The following is a 17489-nucleotide window of genomic DNA, read 5'->3' as shown; positions in this document are numbered from 1 at the left end:
TGGTGACAGGATCCGAGGGTGCTGATTAAGGGATACCACGGCGGCCCGCTGGTGGCGGGCGAGCCACTGCTGGCCCGCCCGGGCTTCTGGTCGAACCACCTTTTGGCGATGTGCAGCGACGGGGCATGTGCCGAGCGGCCGGCTCCGGAGTGGTTCGGCGATGACGGCGCCGATGCCGATGCCATGTCCGAGGTCCTCTTCGATCCCGAACACTGGCCGACGTTCCGGGTGCCGGCCGAAGACGGTCCAGGAGCTGTGGTGATCTACCGCAACCTGGTCGGCGACTACGGCACCGACTACCTCCTCACCCATGCAGACAGGAGCTACGCCCAGCAGATCGCCAGCTGGGAAGCAGATTTCTCGGGGATCGGCCTGACGTGGCACGACCTGGTCCGCATCGCTGACAATCCTTCGACAGTGGCCGAAGGCGTCCAGGACACAGTCGCCCGCCTGCTGCTGCTCCTTCCTCTCCTTACCGACCCGGACCTGTCAGAGGCAGCCCCGGCAAGGCTCACCGCCACCCTGACTGCGGTCGGCGCGCCGCAAGACACGGCCTCCATCACGGCGGAGCACCTGCTGGCCCACCTAGAGAAAAGGTCCCGACATGATCCCACGTGGGAGTCTCCTCTGAGCGGCAGCTGAACGGCAGGCCAGCCCTCAGGCCCCCATGGAATGATCTTGATGTGTCTGGTGTGCTTACCAAGCCTCGCGACCAAGCTCACCGCCTACAAGCCCTACCTCGAACTGAGTTGGCAGGAAGGCTGCACCAACGCCTGGAAGCTGTGGGAGGAGATCAGTGAGCAGGGCTACCCGGATGGCTGCGGCAACGTCCGCAACTCCTTGAGCAGGACCCTGCGCGGCAAACCCCAGCCGATCGGACCCCGGCCGCCATCGGGCCGCGCTGTGACCCGCTGGCTCCACCGGATTCAGCTCAAGGCCGTGCTGGCGAACTGCCCCGAGCTGGACGTCCGCGCCAAGCACGTGCGGTGTCGTCGAGGCCCATGTCAACCGGATCAAGAAGCTCAAGCGACAGATGTTCGGTCGTGCAGGATTCGAGCTCCTCCGCAAGCGCGTCCTGTTCGCCAAATGACCTGTCAGCGAGCCCGATCCGACTGCCTGTGATCGTCATCGATCCTGCGGGGCATCACGCCGAGAATCAGATTTTCGAGGGCGTGCGGCATCGGCCCGAAACTGGCGACCCAGGTCTCGACAAGGTAGATCTCACTGTCCTCATCGATACCGAGAAAGAATCGGCCGTGATCGAGCTCGCCGAGCGGGAAGAGACGCCTCCCCAGGGAGTCGCTCCACTCGGAGAACCGGTCATCCTCTCCCCAAGCCAGCTCCGGCTCCAGCTCGAATGGTTCCCGGGCACGGTTGATTCCCGGGCCGCCGATGCTGACGGTCAGCCCTCCGAACTCCCGGAGAAACCTCTCCGCAGCGTCGTGCATGACGATCCCGACCGCTTCGAACCTGGACCGCCAGCCGGTCGTGTCGACCCGCCTGCCCGCCGTCCATCCGGAAGCCTCCAGGACCTCCAGTACCTCCGGCGACCACTCGCTCATGACAGGCCCAACCCCCAGCTTGAAGCATGAGGTGATCATCCCAGCAGACGACTCGACGGAACAGCGTGTGACCGCACCACAAGAAGTGGACCAGAGCCGGTTCTCAGCGACAAAGTTGACGAGGGCCGGACCCGAGGCCGAGCAGAGGGCGGTGCGAAGCCTCAGCGACGGCTTCGCCTCCAGCAGGTGGGCCGAGCGCAACAGCGACCTCGTCGACCTCGACGCGGCAGATCTCGGCCTCCGCCTGCTCATGGCTTGAACCGGGTCGCAGGTTCAGCGTCATGACGGCTCCCGGACGGCTCGCTGGTTCGGCTGGTTGTCAGGCCGACCGCGGTCCCGCCGACGGTCAAAAGGCGGCGCCCGGGCGTGTGTTGGGAGCAGAGAGGAGCAGTCGGAACGAAACGATTCCCATGCGTCCCGGACGCGTCGGCTGCCCCGTCAAGCACGGCAGCCCCGGCGTTGCAGGACGCTGGAAACGACGCCGACTCGACCGAGACAGGACCAAATGCCCAGTGAGCCGATGGCTGCCGGGCTCGGCCCGGTCACAGCAGGCCGGGCTGCTGCCATTCGGCGCCGAGGACGTGGTGGTCGAGGAAGTGGAGGAACGTCTCGTACCACAGGCGCGTATGGTTCGGCTTCAGGATCCAGTGGTTCTCGTCCGGGAAGTAGAGGTACTTCGCGGGGACTTCGTGCCGCTGCAGCTCCTGGAAGAGCGTGGCGCCCTGCCCGACAGGCACGCGATAGTCCTTCGCGCCGTGGATGACCAGCATCGGGGTGCGGATCTTCGCGACGTCCAGGTGCGGCGAGTCGGCCTCGTACCGCTCGGGGCGGGTCAGCGGGTCGCCGAAGATCCGTTGGAAGTACCAGGGCACATCGGTGTCGCCCTGAAACATCCGCAGGTCCCACAGACCCGCATGGCTGACGATCGCCTTGAACCGGTCCGTGCTGGTGGCGACCCGGTTCGCCATGTACCCGCCGTACGAGCCGCCGGCGAGCGCCGTACGTGAGGCATCGATGTCGTCCCGGGCCTCGGTCGCGTCCGTCAGCGCGATCACATCCGTGTAGGGGCGCCTGCCCCACTGCCCCCAGCCGCGCCGGTGGTTGATCTGCCCGTAGCCGGTCGACAGGGCCGGATCCGGCAGCAGTACCGCATAGCCACGCGCGGCGAACGGCCACGGGTTCCACCGCCAGGTCCAGCCGTTCCAGCTGGACTGCGGTCCGCCGTGGACGGCGACGAGCAGCGGAGCGGGCCGCTCGGCGGACGCGCCCTCGGGCAGCACGAGCCAGGCGCGCAGCACGAAGCCGTCGTCCGCCTCGGCGCGCACCTCGGTGAGCGTGCCGGGCAGTTCCCCGACGCCACCCGGGGCGGGCAGCCCGGCCGGAGTCTGGTCGATGACGTCGGCGTCGATCCGGACGGGGGTCGGCGGTGCGTCGACCGCGTGGCGCAGGGCGTAGAGCGTCCGCCCGTCGGGGGCCACGGCCAGTGAGCCGTACGCGCCCGAAGCGGTGAGACGTGTGACGCCACCGTCTGGGTCGCGCCGGAAGACGGGGGCGTGCCCCTGCTCGTCGGAGGTGAAGAAGAGCGTGTCGTCCACCGGTGAACAGGCCACGCCACCAGGCCAGTTGTCGAACCCGGGCAGGAGGTCCCGCACCGTGCCGTCGGCCAGGTCGATCCGGACGAGAGTCGCTTCCCAGGGGTCGTTGTATGTCGGGAAGCGCATCCGGCAGCACACGACGGCCGAGCCGTCGTGGGTGAAGCGCGGCGCCTCGTAGAGGTGGTCCAGATCACCGACGACGTGGATCTCCTCACCGCTCACCGCGTCGGCCACCACGATGGCGGTGCGATGCTCGTCCGGGACCCGCCCGGGCACGAACCGGCGGTACGCGACCCGTGTGCCGTCCGGCGACAACGCCGCGTCCCCCGGGTCCTCCAGACCGATCCCCTGCCCGCCGACAACGACCGGCTCCGCGTCGGCATTGGCACGGACGAAGGTGTGCGGCTCCGCCGGACCGAGGTCGTGGTCCCAGGCACGGGTCGGCCCGGCCTCGTACAGGATCGCGGTGACCTTCGCGTCCTTTCGCGCCGCGCGCAGCTTCCCGTGCGCCTCGGCATCGGCGGCACCCGGCAGCAGCCCAGCGGTGTGGCACAGCGCGCCGGAGTCCCGGGCGACGGTGACTGCGGCGATCCCGCCCGGGTGCCGGGCCACGACGACGGCCTCCCCGCGCGGCGGAAGCGCCCACAGCGCGGCGCCCTCGTCCTCGTCGCCGTCCGCAGCGTCGCGACCGGACAGAAAGTACAGCGTCCCGTCCGGACCGAACACTGGCCCCGACTCACCCTTGTCGGACCGGGTCAGCCGCAGCGCGTCGCGCTCCCCGGTCGGATCGATCTCCCACAGACTGGACACGAACCGCGTCCCGTCCCCGGACAGCGACTGCACGGCGGCGACGAGACGAGTGCCATCGACGGACAAGGCAAGGGTGTTGACGCGGGGGCAGGCAACGAGGGCGGACAGGTCACGGAAGGTGGACAAGCCACCGGAGGACTCGGTCATGCGGGCGATTGTCGCCCGTGTGCGACGCTGACGGCCAGGGAATATGACGTAGAGCGCCCGTCTGTGTGCAGCCCTTCCGGCATAGCCGCACATGCATGGAGGTGACGCCGTCCGTTATCGTTGTTACCGAGACGCTTTCGCGGGACCGCGACTCCTGCCCCAGAGGCCCCACGACGGATCTGCCCCGCCGCGTTGAGGCAGGAAGACACCTACTGAATGCCGCAGCACGATAAATGGCCGTCTTGCAGGGCGAGTTGGGCAGTATGCTTTGGCCCCTCGGTGAGCGTGGCCCGACGACCGGCTGACGTGTTCTGCAGCATCGGTGAACTGCCCTGCATCGGAGCGAGAGTTGGCTGAACGGCTGATCGGGCAACGCCCACGCCAGGATCACGCCGGGCGTCAGGCGCATGGCGGTTACGGCGAGGACCATCCAGAGCGCGGTGACGTCGCGGCCGGTCCGTGATTGCAGCCGGACGCTGTCGTCGGTCCGCCACAGCACGGTCCGGTGGCCATCGCCCTTGGTCTCGTACGCCCACGACGGTCCCGCCGGGGGCTGCGTCACAGGCCGCGCCGGGGCGGCGTCCAGAGGCCACTCCACCGCATCAGCCTTAGCGCCTCTGGGACACCGGCTGCCTGCTGGCGACCCCGCTGGGGGGTGTGACACCGGCCGGGACCGAAGAGGTGCAGGTACCGGTATGGGGCCTGAGCGGATCCGGTGGTCGGCCGTGGTGGACCGGGCGAGGCAGGTCGTGGAGGGGGATACGCCCCGCTCAAGGTCACGCTTCGGCAGGTCATGTACCGGCTGGCCGCCGAAGGCGTCCTGCCGCACACGCCGCCGATGTACCGCCGCCCGTCCTCGCAGCCGGCCAAGGCCCGGGCGCACGGGCAGCCTCCCCGACCTGATCGACACCCTGTCGGAGGTCTAGGTCCCGGCGGCCCGGCCCGACGTGGACACCTTCCTGAGCGAGGCCCCGGACTGGTTCCGTCTGGACCGCACCGAGGGTCAGGGGAACGCTCTGTACGTCGCAGCGGAGAAGGGCCACCCCGCCGGCGGCTCTCCGACTGGCTTGCGCCGTTCGACATCCCGGTGCTCGTGGCCCGCGGCTTCCGCTCCCAGTGCGACGTCGACGTCGTCCGCAGACCGGACCGGTGCTACAGGCCACAGGTTGGTCGCGGGCTCCACCGCGAGTCGCCGGGTTCACCGTTGGCGGTGTTCCTCGTGCGCGCACACCGCAGACCAGCCATCGTGGAGGAGACCGGAGCCGGGATGTGCACCTGTATCTGCTCTCGGAAGACCTCGGTGCAAGGTGAACGAGCACGGCCACGGCTGGGATGCAGGCGTGCGCATGCGTGAATTCAGGAAGGAACCGATTTGTCCAGGAAGTTCGCGGTTATCACGGTACTCGCTCTCAGTGTCTTCTGCGGTAGTGCAGGAGTTGCCTCCGCCGACACGAACACGGTCGTCACCGGCGGAGACGGCTTCTCGTCATCCACGGTCACCGTCAACGCCCCTCAGCAGGGCCTGATCGTCTCGAACGAACCTCTCCTCGACCTCCGCTGCCTCGGCGCCGGCGCGCCGAACGACCACTACGCGGCCTGCGTGGGGACGTAGGTGTGACGAATCCGTCGCCGATCACTGGATGAGAAGCGGTTTTCGATCCGGTGATCTTCAGAACGGAATGGCCGGCCAGCCCTCGCACAGTCGAAGCAGTGCCCTGCCCATGCATTCGGCGACCGAGGCCCCGCAAGCCCGCAGTCCACTGGACAGTTGGACCCCCGCCTCCTCATTGTCAGGCGACGAAGTCGGCGACCAGGGCGGCGAATTCGTCCGGGGTTGCCAGGCGGATGCCGGCTCCCGCCGCGGGGCGCGATGCCCGCGCGGCGGGTCCGCGATACCCAACTGGCCGGCGTGGTCTCGTTGATCCCCAGGTCCTTCGCGACCTCAATGAGCCGCGGGTGGTTGGTCAGGTCCAGTTCCAGTTCTGGGGTGCGTCCCCGTGCCGTCCGTCCGGCAAGGTCGGGGAGTGGTAGTCCCAGACCAGCACGGGGTCCCCGTTCTGCGACGGGTCGCTGCCGCCGTAGTTCTTGGCATCCATGAAGTCGAAGGTGCCGCCAGAGTCGGAGCCGCTCTGCAGTCGCGCCCACCCGTCGTTGTCACCGGAAAGCTGGTACCAGACCTGGTTCGCCTCAGGTTGCCCGTTGTTGGTGATGCAGTGCCACAGCTGGACCCGGTGTCCCATGCAGTCGTTGGGGATGTTGTGGTACGTGCCACGCCCACGGGGGTCTCGGTCGGGTGGTTGCCGCAGGCTGCGGGCATGGGGGAGTGGGTTTCTTGGCCCTTCGGAGCAGCGAAGCCGGCCGGTACGCGTTGGTGGTGTCACTGACAGCCGGGCCGGGGGCGCGCTGCCTGGCTTGGCGGATGCGGGCCGCTGGGCGGACTGCTGCTGTCACGGGCCGGCGGTGCCGGAGGAAGTCGACGACGGCACCGCCCTGCGAGCTGTCACGGTGGACAGGCGGCCACGCTCTGTACGACCCCGCATTCCGGCGCATCGCGCACTCCGGGCCCGGGCGTGACGTGCCGCTTCTGCTACGCCGGTGACACGCCCTGAGCTTGTTCCCCAAGCTCAGGGCCGTCGGGCGGTGGTCAGCGGGGACGCTCTGCCGTGCTGCGCCGCCGGCGTCATCCACTGACGGGCAGTTACGGTCGGTTCAGGACGACCGAGTTGATCGGCGTCAGGTTGAACACGCCGAATTCGTTGAGTCCGATGGTGATCACGCAGTCGGCGCCGTTGTAGCCGTTGCACAGCTGGGCGGTGGCGTTGGCGCCGCCGTACTGGTTGTTGAGCACGTAGTGGTTGCCGTACTGGTTGCTGAGATTGTGGGCGCCATAGCTGTAGAAGATGTTGGTCGGCGAGCTCGTGTGGATGTCTGCCCCTTCGGGGTAGATGCACACCGCCCCGCCCGGGCAGCCGTACACGGTCCTGTCGTTCGCGTGCGCCGAGCCGGTGCCGGCTGCTGCTATCGCGGCCGTGGCGAGCGCGAGCGCGGCGGCGCCGCGGGTGATCCTGCGCATCGTGGTGTCCCTCCGTCCGGGCCGGCCTCCGCCGGCCGTCACCACCGGTACTCGGCGCATGCCGGGCCGGTCCTTCCTAGACGCGCGCCGGGGTCGTGTCCTGCACCAACGGGCCGGCGCGGCCTGCACTTCAGCAGATGCCGCACCCGTCACATGTGATGGGTCGGGGCCTGCCGTCGTGGCACTCACCCTGCGACGGCTACGGCGGCTGGTCCATGAATTCGATCGTGTTCAAACTGTTGGCGCTGGGCCTGGGCATCAACATGACCGCGGCCCCGGTGCGGGCGACCACGTTTGGAACACTCAGCCGATGAGCGCGACCACGGCAGGTCGCCGTGCTGGCGAACACACCGCCAGGTGTGGGTTTTCACCCAACCCACTGTCAGTGGCGTGTGCGACAGTCGAGAGGTCATCGACAGTGAGCGAGGCCTCCTGGAAGGCCTGCACGAGGTGGATTGGGCCGAGCTGGGCCACGCGTTGGGAGAGCGCAGAACGTCCCTGGACAGCTCACCGCGTTGTGCGGCCAGGACGAGGCCGCCCGTGAGAGCGCCTTGATGTCCATGTTCGGCAACATCTTTCACCAGGGCACCCGATACTCCGCCTCACCGTACGCGGTGCCTTTCCTGGCCCGTATCGCCCTGGCGGGCCCCAGCCAGTCCGGGACGGGGTGCTGCCGCTGCTGATCAGACTCGCGATCGACTGGCACGACGAACACGACCTTCCCGGCGGCATCGACATCAAGGCTTGGCGGGCAGCAGCCGCCGAACTGAGCATGGATGAGGCATTGGCTTGGTACGACGAGCAAATAGCCGCCGAGCCGGACGAGGACAAGCGCAACAGGATCAGAGGGATTCGTGGCGGAGTGGGCCGCTGGGCGGCTGATGGACTCCCGGGCGAGTGCCCTGCGCTCCTGCGACGCGATCCGCGCCGAACTGCCCGGGCTGCTCCCGCTCCTCGACGATCCGGCGCCTGCCATCCGGACCAGGGCCGCCTACCTGTCGGCCTGGTTCCCCGAAGAGGCCGCCGCCGTACTGCCCTGTCTCCTGCACCGCCTACAGGTCGAGGACTCCGTGACCGTGACGGCCACCAACCTGGTGGCGGTCGGTCTGCTCGGCGACATCACCCTCACGTCATCGCTCAGTCCTTACCTGGACGCCACGGAGCCTTTGGTCCGCTGGGCGGCGGCCCTGCGCGTCTACGTGGGCCTTCCGGACGATGGCCAGGATGAGAGGACTGAACGCGTCTGGGATTGAACGGTGACGGCTGGTGAGTCTCAAACTCCGTGCCGTATCCGACTCTGATCCGACATCAGCTCTGAGATTCCGGCACCATGACGAAGTCCAGCTTGTCCCGCACCCCGGTGTCCACGACCAGGCCTCGCCGATCTTCCGGGTAGCGACCGGACTGCCGGACCGGCTGGCTGGGGCCTGTTGCCGCAGCTGTCACAGACAGACCGGGATCCAGGCCGTGACGATGCAGTTGGCGATACTCCCGTCCCCGCCGGCGGCGGGTGCCTTTGAGATGACGTGCGGGGTGAGTGACGCGGGGGCAGCGGACGCGGTCGTCGCCGACTCTGTTGCAAGAGCAAAGACCAAGGCAGCACCAACGGTGAGCGTTCGCAGAATGACTTTCTTCGACCAGTCCATCTGTGTGTTCATACGGATACCGTGCACGCCGCTTCGCCGCACTGTCGCCCTGGGCGCAGCTCACGTGGCAGCCGCCGACAAGCGCATCAACCATCCCGTGACCAGCGACGAGTCCCATCCTGAGTCCCGTCATGACTCATGCGAAGTTCACCCGAAGGGGTTTCTCCAGCTTCGGATCGTTGGGCTACGCCCCTGCGGCCACGGTGGTCGGGGATCCGGTGGAGGTCCGTCGCCGACCGCCGCGTTGCAGCTTGGGCAGGTCGCACGTCGGACCAGGCTCGGACAGGCTTCGGGTCTTCGACGGAGTGGAACTGGGGGTGCCGGTGCCCGCGTGAGAGGGTGGCGGACTCGGTCGCCTGCAATGGGACCGGTGTGCACTGGTGTTCGTCCATTGCGGCGAGCGGTGATGTCGTGAGCACGGCGGCCGCCACGTGTCTGGACCGCATCCTCGACGTTGGGTAGCGCGTCGAGCCGCCGACAGGGATCAGGTCGTCGAGGACGTCGACGACGAACTGGGACGCGGGGCATCGCTTCGAACTCCTCTCATAAGTCGTTGTTCACCCCCGCGTGCGTTTCAGGTGACGGATGCTCAGCGATGGCTGGGGCGCCGGTCAGTCGACGCCCTCGATGATGCGGAAGTCGCGCTCGAAGCCGTCGGGGAGGGCCACCAGCGCTTTCTGGTAGGCCTCGCTCGTGTATGCCGCGACGGCCTGTTCAAAGCTGTCGAACTCGATCAGAACGACGCGTTGCGTGATTCCAGCCTCGTGCGCGACGACTCGACCCCCACGGGACAGGGTGCGCCCGCCCGCAGCCCGGACAGCCGGACCGGCCAGCTCGAAGTAGGCAGTCAGGCTCTCAGGGGCGGAGGTGGCGGGGTAGACACTGGCCCAGTAGCCCTTAGCCATGGAAACCTCCTGTGTTCGGCCGGACAGGTCCGACTTCGAATTGACCTCAGATCGATCGATCCCGGCGATGGGTAATGCGGTCGGTTGGATCGTCATATGCGCAGGCTAGGGCTTGATACGTGGCCGAGGGAAAGACCGGTTCGACATAGACTCAGAACGCATCGTTATCAATCGACGGGGAGGGCATGTGGCGCCGGATACGGTGAGCCTGCGGTACTTCCTGGTGCTGGCGCAGGAGTTGAACTTCACCCGCGCGGCCGCACGGATCGGTATCGCACAGCCCGCACTCAGCGCCCGGATGCGCCGATTGGAGGCGGAACTCGGTACGGCTCTGCTGGTGCGCAACACTCGTAGCGTCGTATTGACCACGGCCGGTGCGGCTTTGGCGGAGTCCGCGCCGTCCGCTCTGGCGGCGCTGGACCGGGCATGGGACACCGCCAGGAGCGCGGCGGCCGGTGAACTGGGCACGCTGCGCATCGGATACAGCCTCAGTGCCGGGGCCGAGACGGCACCGGCCCTGGTGGACAGGCTGATTCGCGGCAACAGCGGACTCGAGGTCGGCGCGGTCCCGATGGCGACACCGGAGATCTCTCCCGCGGTCGCCGACGGCCGCATCGATGCCGGGATCACCCGCGGTGAACAACCGGGCCGTGGCGTGCGCCGGTTCCTGCTGCGGCGTGCGCGCATCGGGGTCCAGCTGGCGCAGCATCATCCGCTGGCCGAACACCCGGAGATCGAGATCGCCGACGCGGCCGCGTATCCGCTGCGCCTCGCGGACCGTGCGGCCAACCCCGTGATCCACGATCAGCTGTCCGCACTGTTCCGAGACACCCGACCAAACTCTCGATTCCACACGCCCGCAGTCTCTTTCGACATGTCTCAGCGCGACCTGCGCGACGGGGTCACCCTCGCCCCGGCCGGAGAAGCCGCGGCCACGGCACAACCGGCCGGCCTCACCTGGCGACCGCTACGGGGCGCGCCCAGCCTGACGTTCCACCTGGTCCTCCCACGCCAGCAGTCGCCACTACACCGCCGCATCCGTGCCGTCGCCAAAACCCTGGCGCACGAACTGCACTGGCTGCCGGACTGACGCCCAGGAAGCCAGGCGAGACGGACGCCTGCCGTGGCGAGGCCGAGGACCGGGGGTGGAATCGGCGATCCACACGTTGCCGGACCAGAAGGCCGTGTCCGCGGCCAGGCCGTATCACCCGTTTGGCCAGCGGCAGAGCCGCCCGCAACCGCTTGTTGCAGCCTGGGCGTTGTGGCAGGTAGGAGATCGTCGAACCGAGGTGCGTGTGAGCGAACCTCAGCCGGCGGGCCTCGGAGCGGAAGCCCAGGATGGACTGAGCCACCGCCAGGCAGACGGGTTCGGAGTTGCTGACCCGGGCCGTCGGCCAATGCCCCGGGTTCCTTCGATCTCGTCGTCGATCTTCACATGGAGCGCGGTCAAGAGGGTGTTCAGGTCGGTCGTCATGAACTGATCTTGGACATCCTCGTTGCGTCAGCGAGCGGCGAGTGGTCGGTCGCGTCAGCAGCTCCTTCGCTGCGGAAGCGGGCTCACTCATGGCGTTGGGCGTCAGGACGTGGGGCGGGTAGGGGAGTGGGATGTGATGCAGTTCACGGGGGAAGGGTGACAGGGTGTTGTCGCAGGCACCTGCGACTGTCGGCGCATGACGATCACAGATGAGGACTGCCTCGCCGAGACCCTGGCATTCAACGCCCAGTTCGAGGCTACTGCCGCGAGCCGTCCACCTCGTGGGCAAGCGCCGAATGCAGACGTGCTGGCACTTCTGCGGCGCAACCGGCTCGGTGGCGACACGCCACCAGTGCGACTGCCGCAGGGCCAGGATCGCGTCGTCGCGGGCAGGGTGAAGGTCCGGGCGTTCGTGCCGGAGCACGTCGACGGCGTGTACTTGCACATACACGGCGGCGGCTGGGCGTTCGGCTCCGCTGACGGGCAGGACGAGAAGCTGTGGCGACTTGCCGTGGAAGCCCGGCTGGCGGTAATGAGCGTGGACTACCGCCTGGCGCCGGAGCACCCGTTCCCCGCCGGACCCGACGACTGCGAAGCGGCTGCCCGGTGGCTGGTGGACCACGCCGAGGCCGAGTTCGGTACAGGGCGGCTGCTGATCGGCGGCGAGTCGGCCGGTGCCCACCTGAGCGTCCTGACCCTGCTGCGGCTTCGCGACCGGCACGGCATCACCGGCACGTTCCGCGCGGCCAACCTGGCCTTCGGACCGTACGACCTGTCGATGACACCGAGCCACCGGCTGTTCGGCTCACGGCGGTTGCTGAGCAACTCCGACTCGTTGCGGGGAAGCTACGAGCTCTTCACGCCGGGAATGGGTCCGGAGGAGCGCCGCGCCCCGGAGGTCTCGCCGCTGTACGCCGATCTGACCGGCCTGCCGTCCGCCCGGATCGTCGTCGGCGCTCAAGATCCGCTGCTGGACGACTCTCTCTTCCTGGCCCAGCGGTGGCAGGCGGCAGGGGCGCCCGTGCACCTTGGCGTCGTCGCGGGCGCGATGCACGGCTTCACCCTGTTCCCGCTGACCATCACCGCACGCGAACAGCAGCGGGAGCGGGACTTCCTGGCAGGCGTGTGACGGTAGCGTCCGCCCCATGAACCGCACTCCTCGGCTCTACGCTCTGGTGGAAGAGTTGCGCGCGGCTGCGCCGCGATCGTTGACGGTCGCCGCGCTCGCCGCGCGGTTCGAGGTGAGCACGCGCACGGTGCAGCGCGATCTCCAGGCGCTGATGGAGGCGGGTGTCCCGGTGCGCGCCACAACCGGGCGGGGCGGCGGCTGGTCGATCGACCCGGCGATGACCCTCCCGCCGATCCGCTTCACCGCTGAAGAGGCCGCGGCGCTGGTCGCCGCGCTCGCCGCCGCCGACGCCTCCGCGCCCTACGCCGGCGCGGTCCGTACGGCGTCCCAGAAGATTGCGGCCTCGATGACCGGCCCCGCCTCGACGGCGGCCCAGCACCTCGCCGGCCGGATCGTCGCGATGCCGACGCGGACCGTGGAGTCGGTCCGGACCGCGGTGGAGAAGGCTCTCACCGACAGCACAGTGCTGCGACTGTCCTACGTCGACGCGGCCGGGCAGAAGAGCGACCGCGCCGTTGAACCGGCTGGACTGCTCACCGCCGATGGCAAGTGGTACCTCATCGCCTGGTGCCGCACGCGGCAGGCCGGTCGAGGCTTCCGACTGGACCGAATCACTGCGGCGGCTCCGACCGGTGAGCAGGCGCGACCCCACAACCTGGCCGACCTACTGCTCGGCTCGGCCGCCGCCAGCGCGGGGCAGCCCACCGCGCTGGCTTCACTCATACCCCCGCCGTGACGATCGGAACTACTTGTCTGGATAACCACGGCTACCGGTCGCGGCTCCGCCATACCCGGAGGCGCGGGGGCGGGACACTCGGTCTCGCCGAGACCGTCGCGATCCTTGAACGCTCAGAAGACGAGGCCTTGCGCATCCGCATGATCAAGACGGCGGATCGAGCCTGGAGTTCATGCTCTTCTTCCACGCCACAGCTACGACGGTGCCGGCCTGCGCCCGCGGCGGGCGCGTCCAACCCGAGAGGGACTGAGGGCAAGCCGAACGCTCACCCGGCCACCTCGACCTCTCGCCGGCCGGCTGAAGCGCGCACGTGCTGACACGACAGTTGGCCTGCCGAGCCGTACCCAGGTCTCTCGGTACATCACGCACACCGGCCAACTGAAGGGGGACAATGGCCAAGTAGGTGCTCAGTCACAACCGTTGGTCCGGGGGGCGCTCGCGTATCCGCGAGGGGATGGTCATGCAGGCGATGTTCGGTTCAACGGGGTCCCGTCGCCTCCGTTACGGCAATGGGGCCGGCCGGTCACGGTCACACTCCTGTGAGTCCGAGGCGGTGGGCCAGGTCGTCACGGTGGCGAGCAGCAGTCAAGAGTTGTGGGTGAGGTGAGTTCAGCTCTCACTGCGGCGGTTGAGGCCGGTCCTGGCAGTGTTGCGGATCCGTTTGGTGCGGCCGGCTTCGGCGAGGATCTCGACGGCCTCGATGTTCGTCCCGGCGGCGGTCATGAGCTGGAGCCAGTTGGATGACGCGAGCAGGTCGTCCGGTTGCCAGGGCAGCTTGAGCGTGATGGCGCGAAAGAGTGACCACTCCCGCAGGCGCTGAGCCAGGAAGGGATGGTCGATCGTGGCCTGAGTCATCGCCTGCGCCCACCCCTCGTAGGCCGGGCCGGGGTAGAAGTCGGCGGCTCGACGGTCCAGGTGCCGCAGCACGGCGGACCGGGCCATCGTCTGGTCCGGATCGGTGAGCACGCGGCTGACCAGGTCGACCTCGTCCGGGGTCGCAACGTGTGCCAGCTTGTCGAGATAGGCCACGAAGCGGGCGTGCTCGTCGGGGTTCTGCAGGATGTCGTGGACGTTCATGCGGCCTGCTCCTCGTGCTCGACCAGGACGCCGTTCTCGAATCGTGCGCCGGCGCGGACCAGGGACACCAGGTGGTCAACCGTGGAGATGGTCGACTCGATGGGGTTGGTGGCCCGCAGGTGAATCCAGTGCTCGGCAGGGAAATCGTGGAACGCGAGCAGTTCGTCACGGTCCTCGGTGATCTTCGCGACGGCCTTCGGGAACCTTGCCCCGTAGGTCTTCGCGACCGCCTCGATCGCCTTTTCGGTGTGGGCGCGGCCCTCGGCGTTGCAGATCTCCCGCATCGCCTTCGTCGCGCAGGACTGCGCGGACTGGGGCAGGCCGTTAGCGACGTTGCGGGCTTTGTGAACCCGGCACCTTTGCGCCCTGGCTGCCGGGAACACCTCGGCGAGCGCCCGCCACAGGCCCATGGCGCCGTCGCCGATGACCAGTTCGGGGTCGCGCATGCCGCGTCGGTGGCCGTCGCGCCACAGCTCGGCCCACGACTCGGTGGACTCGCGCAGGCCCTCGGCCAGGGCGATCATCTCCTTCGTGCCGTCCCGCCGGACCCCGAGCAGGAGCACGACGTATGAGCGGGCCCGGCCGAGCCGCACCTTCGGGTGCACCCCGTCCGCCCGCACGTACTCGACGTCGCGGTCGGACGGGTCACGGTTGGGGAAGGCGGAGTGCTCGTCGCTCCGCTGCCGCATCAGCCGTGTCACGGTCGCGGCCGACAGGCCGGCCGCGCCGCCGAGGAACTGTTCCAGCGCCGGGGACGAAGTCACCGGAGGACAGGCCGTGCAGGAAGAGCAGCGGCAGCAATGCGCAGATCTTCGGGGACTTGTGGCACCACGACGGAAGGATCTTCGAGGAGAACCGCTTGCGCTCGCCGGTCTCGTCGTCGACGCGGCGGTCGTTTACCCGCGGAGTCTTGACCTCGACCGGTGCGGCGGCGGTTACCACGGTCCTCGCCTTGTGGTGGCCGTCGCGGACCACGAGACGTCGGTCATGCTCGTCGGTCTCGGGCGCCAACTCGGCTATGTACTGGTCGACTTCCGCTTCCAGCGCGGCGGCCGGCATCCGCCGGGCGCCTTGCCGCACGATCTCGTCGATCATGGAGCCGGACGGGGCGGAGCCGTCGTCGGCGACTACGCTGAGCACGGGCATCCCTTCCCGACCCACGCTGCGACGCGGGCCCACTCGGAGACCTTACGGATCATTCGGGAAGGTACGCCCTCGCATGCCATCCCGGAACCGATCCACAACTACGGCAACCGTTGACAGGTCTGGTCCGTCATCGGCCCGCACCCGGGAGTCTGCGTGCGCCACGCGACCCCGGAGCAGAAGGGTGCCGCACAACGGCGCGCTCGACACTCCCGTGCCGCTCGCCACCGCTGACCTTGCCGCCGCGTTTCCCGGGGTGTCCAAACAACGCAGCGGGTGAGCTGTGCTGTTGGAACGGTTGAACAAGTGCTGTCCGCTCTCGGGTTCTGGCTCAAGTTCCGTGACCTGCGCACGCTGAGTCACGGTTGGTGGTCGTGTTGGTCTCCTGAAAGTTCGCCCGAAAATGATCAGTGGTGACTTCGAGTACCTGACAGTTCGGCACCGTGGAAGAACTGGTCCTCCGGCTGGAGGAGTTGCTGTTCCCGTCGATCGCGGACGTGTCGGTGGTGTCGGTGGACGTGAGCAACGAGACGATACGAGTCGAGGCCCGCAGCACAACGAGCGGTTCGGCGTGTTCGGGCTGCGGGAACTGGTCGATCCGGGTTCATAGCTCCTACCTGCGGTTTTCCACGGATGTTCCCAGCGCGGGGCGCCGGGTGGTGCTCTGTCTGCGAGTCCGCCGCTTCGCCTGCCCAGTCGCTTCGTGCGGGCGACGGACGAGAGCGCTCCACCATCAGTCCGGCGGCCTGTGCAGGTTTGACGATGGCCGGGCGTAACTCGTCGCGGCTCATGGGCCCGACAAGGACGGTGCCGTCCTGCAACACAGCAGTCAGAGCGGAGTGTTCGGCACAGCGCCCGAGGAAGTCCGCGCGTACGGAGATGACAACGCGCAATCTGTTCCCGGGATCAGTGGCGCTCAGGAGACGATCGATGAACTGGTCGCGCTCGTCCGGGTCGTGGCAGAGGGTGTAAAGCTCTTCGAACTGGTCCACGATCAGCCAGGTGTCCCCGTCGCCGTCCTTCGGGGCCAGCCGCTGCTCATGGGTGCGCAGGGGGTGCTCGCCGGGAGTGAGGACGCGTAGCGCGGCCGGCTGGGGGCCGGCCGGGTCCGAGGCACGCAGGCAGGGGATGAGGCCGGCGCGCAGGAGAGAGGACTTGCGCTGCCGGATGGACCGAACACGGCGGTGAACCGTCGGGAACGGGTCAGATCGGCCAGGCGGTCGGTGAGCTCGTCGCGGCCGAAGAACAGATCGGCGTCGCCCGGCTCGAAGCGGGCCAGACCCCGGTACGGAGGCTCGGCATCCTCATCCTCGGCCCGGGGCTCCGCCGCTGCTTCAGCGGCCGCCTGCCGCCAACGCTCCTCCCACTCCTGCGGATCACCGCCGCACGCCTTCACATAGGCCAGCGCTACGGGCAGGGTCGGCAGCCGCTCACCACCAGCAGCCTGCGACAGGGTGCTCGTCCCCTGACCCGTGCGCTGCGCCATCACTCGGTAGGTCGGACTCCCGGCCTCCGCCCGGAGTTTGCGCAACTCGGCCGCGAACCGCGCCACCGGCCCGGTGCTGGGATCCAGTGGACTCTCCGGACGTCCCGCCATCGACAGCTCACCCCTCCAGCTGCCCGCTTCCCCCGTGGACGCGGCGTTGAGGCCGGACAAGGTACGGATCTCGTGGCAGGAGCGCAATCCGAAGGCGTCTCCTTTGGCCACCGCCGCAACGCCACGGCCGTGACCTGCGGCAGGTGCATTGAAGCCTCCGCACCCCAGGAGCAACCCTTCACACACCAGAACCGCCCCCGCATGCGAAGGCGCTTCTGAGTAACTCTCCCGGTTGGTCCCACTGCTCACTCCCGCGTGGTGATCACCGCGGGATCGTCGCGCGCGCCTCGCGAGCCGGCGTCTCGGCCGGTTCCGGAACGGTCCGCCGCACGGAGAGCAGCGATACGCACGCGATCAGCGCAGACAGGGCTGGAACGACCACCGGTCCTCCCGCCGACAGGGCGACGCCGCCGACGGCACCGCCGACGGCGACTCCCAGGAACTGCACGGAGAAGTGCACCCCCAGCGCCAGGGACCGCTGCCCGGGCGCCAGGGCGGCGATCCGTGTCTGCTGGGAGACCCCGCCGCAGCACCAGGCGGCACCCAGGCAGAACAGCACCGGAAACGCGGCGATCGCCGCGGTGGTGCGGGGATG

Annotated in this window: 15 protein-coding genes and 4 pseudogenes; 8 read left to right on the top strand and 11 right to left on the bottom strand. The window is 68.5% G+C overall.

All coding sequences use genetic code 11. The features are described from left to right. Window positions 1–18: 18 nt before the first annotated feature. The gene (locus ACWDAG_RS26895) at window positions 19–642 is read left to right on the top strand and encodes a hypothetical protein (protein WP_450698128.1); all 624 of its coding nucleotides are present in this window, start codon (window positions 19–21) and stop codon (window positions 640–642) included. Between the two features lie 452 nt (window positions 643–1094). On the opposite strand, the gene ACWDAG_RS26890 is transcribed toward ACWDAG_RS26895, so the two are convergent. Further along, window positions 1095–1562 carry an SUKH-3 domain-containing protein gene (locus ACWDAG_RS26890; RefSeq protein ID WP_450698127.1) on the bottom strand — a complete coding sequence of 156 codons (468 nt, stop codon included), beginning with the start codon at window positions 1560–1562 and terminating at the stop codon, window positions 1095–1097. Window positions 1563–1680: 118 nt separating this feature from the next. Between ACWDAG_RS26890 and ACWDAG_RS26885 the strand changes: the two are divergent. Continuing rightward, window positions 1681–1821 (top strand): annotated as a pseudogene (locus tag ACWDAG_RS26885) (MerR family transcriptional regulator); the annotation flags it as partial. A 283-nt stretch (window positions 1822–2104) separates the two neighbouring features. Here the strand turns inward: ACWDAG_RS26885 and ACWDAG_RS26880 are convergent. Continuing rightward, on the bottom strand, window positions 2105–4114 hold the full coding sequence (locus ACWDAG_RS26880; protein WP_450698126.1) for a S9 family peptidase: 2010 nt from the start codon (window positions 4112–4114) through the stop codon (window positions 2105–2107). Between the two features lie 1372 nt (window positions 4115–5486). On the opposite strand from ACWDAG_RS26880, the gene ACWDAG_RS26875 reads away from it, so the two are divergent. Then, a complete protein-coding gene (locus ACWDAG_RS26875) occupies window positions 5487–5726 on the top strand; it encodes a hypothetical protein (RefSeq protein WP_450698125.1) in 240 nt (79 codons plus the stop codon). A gap of 352 nt (window positions 5727–6078) precedes the next feature. Here the strand turns inward: ACWDAG_RS26875 and ACWDAG_RS26870 are convergent, their stop codons facing one another. Beyond that, entirely contained in the window at window positions 6079–6354 is a 276-nt protein-coding gene (locus ACWDAG_RS26870; RefSeq protein WP_450698124.1) for a hypothetical protein, read from the bottom strand. Window positions 6355–6812: 458 nt separating this feature from the next. Beyond that, window positions 6813–7247, bottom strand: coding sequence for a hypothetical protein (locus ACWDAG_RS26865; protein ID WP_450698123.1), 435 nt, complete (start codon window positions 7245–7247; stop codon window positions 6813–6815). A 794-nt stretch (window positions 7248–8041) separates the two neighbouring features. Between ACWDAG_RS26865 and ACWDAG_RS26860 the strand changes: the two genes are divergently transcribed. Next, on the top strand, window positions 8042–8440 hold the full coding sequence (locus tag ACWDAG_RS26860; protein WP_450698122.1) for a hypothetical protein: 399 nt from the start codon (window positions 8042–8044) through the stop codon (window positions 8438–8440). 189 nt (window positions 8441–8629) lie between these two features. On the opposite strand, the gene ACWDAG_RS26855 is transcribed toward ACWDAG_RS26860, so the two are convergent. Together ACWDAG_RS26855 and ACWDAG_RS26850 are read right to left on the bottom strand one after the other, a co-directional pair. Beyond that, window positions 8630–8845 (bottom strand): hypothetical protein, encoded by a 216-nt coding sequence (locus ACWDAG_RS26855; protein ID WP_450698121.1) that lies wholly within the window; start codon window positions 8843–8845, stop codon window positions 8630–8632. 599 nt (window positions 8846–9444) lie between these two features. After that, window positions 9445–9738: a DUF1330 domain-containing protein gene (locus ACWDAG_RS26850; protein WP_450698231.1), complete on the bottom strand. Its 294-nt coding sequence runs from the start codon at window positions 9736–9738 to the stop codon at window positions 9445–9447. 187 nt (window positions 9739–9925) lie between these two features. Here ACWDAG_RS26850 and ACWDAG_RS26845 point away from each other — a divergent pair, with 187 nt between their 5' ends. Beyond that, the gene (locus ACWDAG_RS26845) at window positions 9926–10828 is read left to right on the top strand and encodes a LysR family transcriptional regulator (protein ID WP_450698120.1); all 903 of its coding nucleotides are present in this window, start codon (window positions 9926–9928) and stop codon (window positions 10826–10828) included. On the opposite strand, the pseudogene ACWDAG_RS26840 reads toward ACWDAG_RS26845, so the two are convergent. Continuing rightward, window positions 10829–11212: pseudogene (locus tag ACWDAG_RS26840) on the bottom strand (IS982 family transposase); the annotation flags it as partial. Between the two features lie 196 nt (window positions 11213–11408). On the opposite strand from ACWDAG_RS26840, the gene ACWDAG_RS26835 reads away from it, so the two are divergent. Together ACWDAG_RS26835 and ACWDAG_RS26830 are read left to right on the top strand one after the other, a co-directional pair. After that, window positions 11409–12341, top strand: coding sequence for an alpha/beta hydrolase (locus tag ACWDAG_RS26835; RefSeq protein WP_450698119.1), 933 nt, complete (start codon window positions 11409–11411; stop codon window positions 12339–12341). A 16-nt stretch (window positions 12342–12357) separates the two neighbouring features. Then, on the top strand, window positions 12358–13077 hold the full coding sequence (locus ACWDAG_RS26830; RefSeq protein ID WP_450698118.1) for a helix-turn-helix transcriptional regulator: 720 nt from the start codon (window positions 12358–12360) through the stop codon (window positions 13075–13077). A 609-nt stretch (window positions 13078–13686) separates the two neighbouring features. Here the strand turns inward: ACWDAG_RS26830 and ACWDAG_RS26825 are convergent. Together ACWDAG_RS26825 and ACWDAG_RS26820 are read right to left on the bottom strand one after the other, a co-directional pair. Continuing rightward, the gene (locus ACWDAG_RS26825; RefSeq protein WP_450698117.1) at window positions 13687–14154 is read right to left on the bottom strand and encodes a hypothetical protein; all 468 of its coding nucleotides are present in this window, start codon (window positions 14152–14154) and stop codon (window positions 13687–13689) included. Then, window positions 14151–15294, bottom strand: a pseudogene (locus ACWDAG_RS26820) (IS256 family transposase). The gene ACWDAG_RS26825 and the pseudogene ACWDAG_RS26820 overlap by 4 nt, the downstream one beginning before the upstream one ends. A 446-nt stretch (window positions 15295–15740) precedes the next feature. Here ACWDAG_RS26820 and ACWDAG_RS26815 point away from each other — a divergent pair. Then, window positions 15741–16073, top strand: coding sequence for a transposase family protein (locus tag ACWDAG_RS26815; protein ID WP_450698230.1), 333 nt, complete (start codon window positions 15741–15743; stop codon window positions 16071–16073). Here ACWDAG_RS26815 and ACWDAG_RS26810 read toward each other — a convergent pair. Together ACWDAG_RS26810 and ACWDAG_RS26805 are read right to left on the bottom strand one after the other, a co-directional pair. Then, window positions 15981–16894, bottom strand: a pseudogene (locus ACWDAG_RS26810) (nSTAND1 domain-containing NTPase); the annotation flags it as partial. The gene ACWDAG_RS26815 and the pseudogene ACWDAG_RS26810 overlap by 93 nt on opposite strands. Before the next feature lie 262 nt (window positions 16895–17156). Beyond that, window positions 17157–17453 carry a hypothetical protein gene (locus ACWDAG_RS26805; protein WP_450698116.1) on the bottom strand — a complete coding sequence of 99 codons (297 nt, stop codon included), beginning with the start codon at window positions 17451–17453 and terminating at the stop codon, window positions 17157–17159. Window positions 17454–17489 lie beyond the last annotated feature (36 nt).

The organism is Streptomyces sp. NPDC001157, assembly GCF_053598255.1.
Note: the sequence above shows the minus strand (reverse complement) of the source record. Positions and strands in the feature narration are given on the sequence as shown.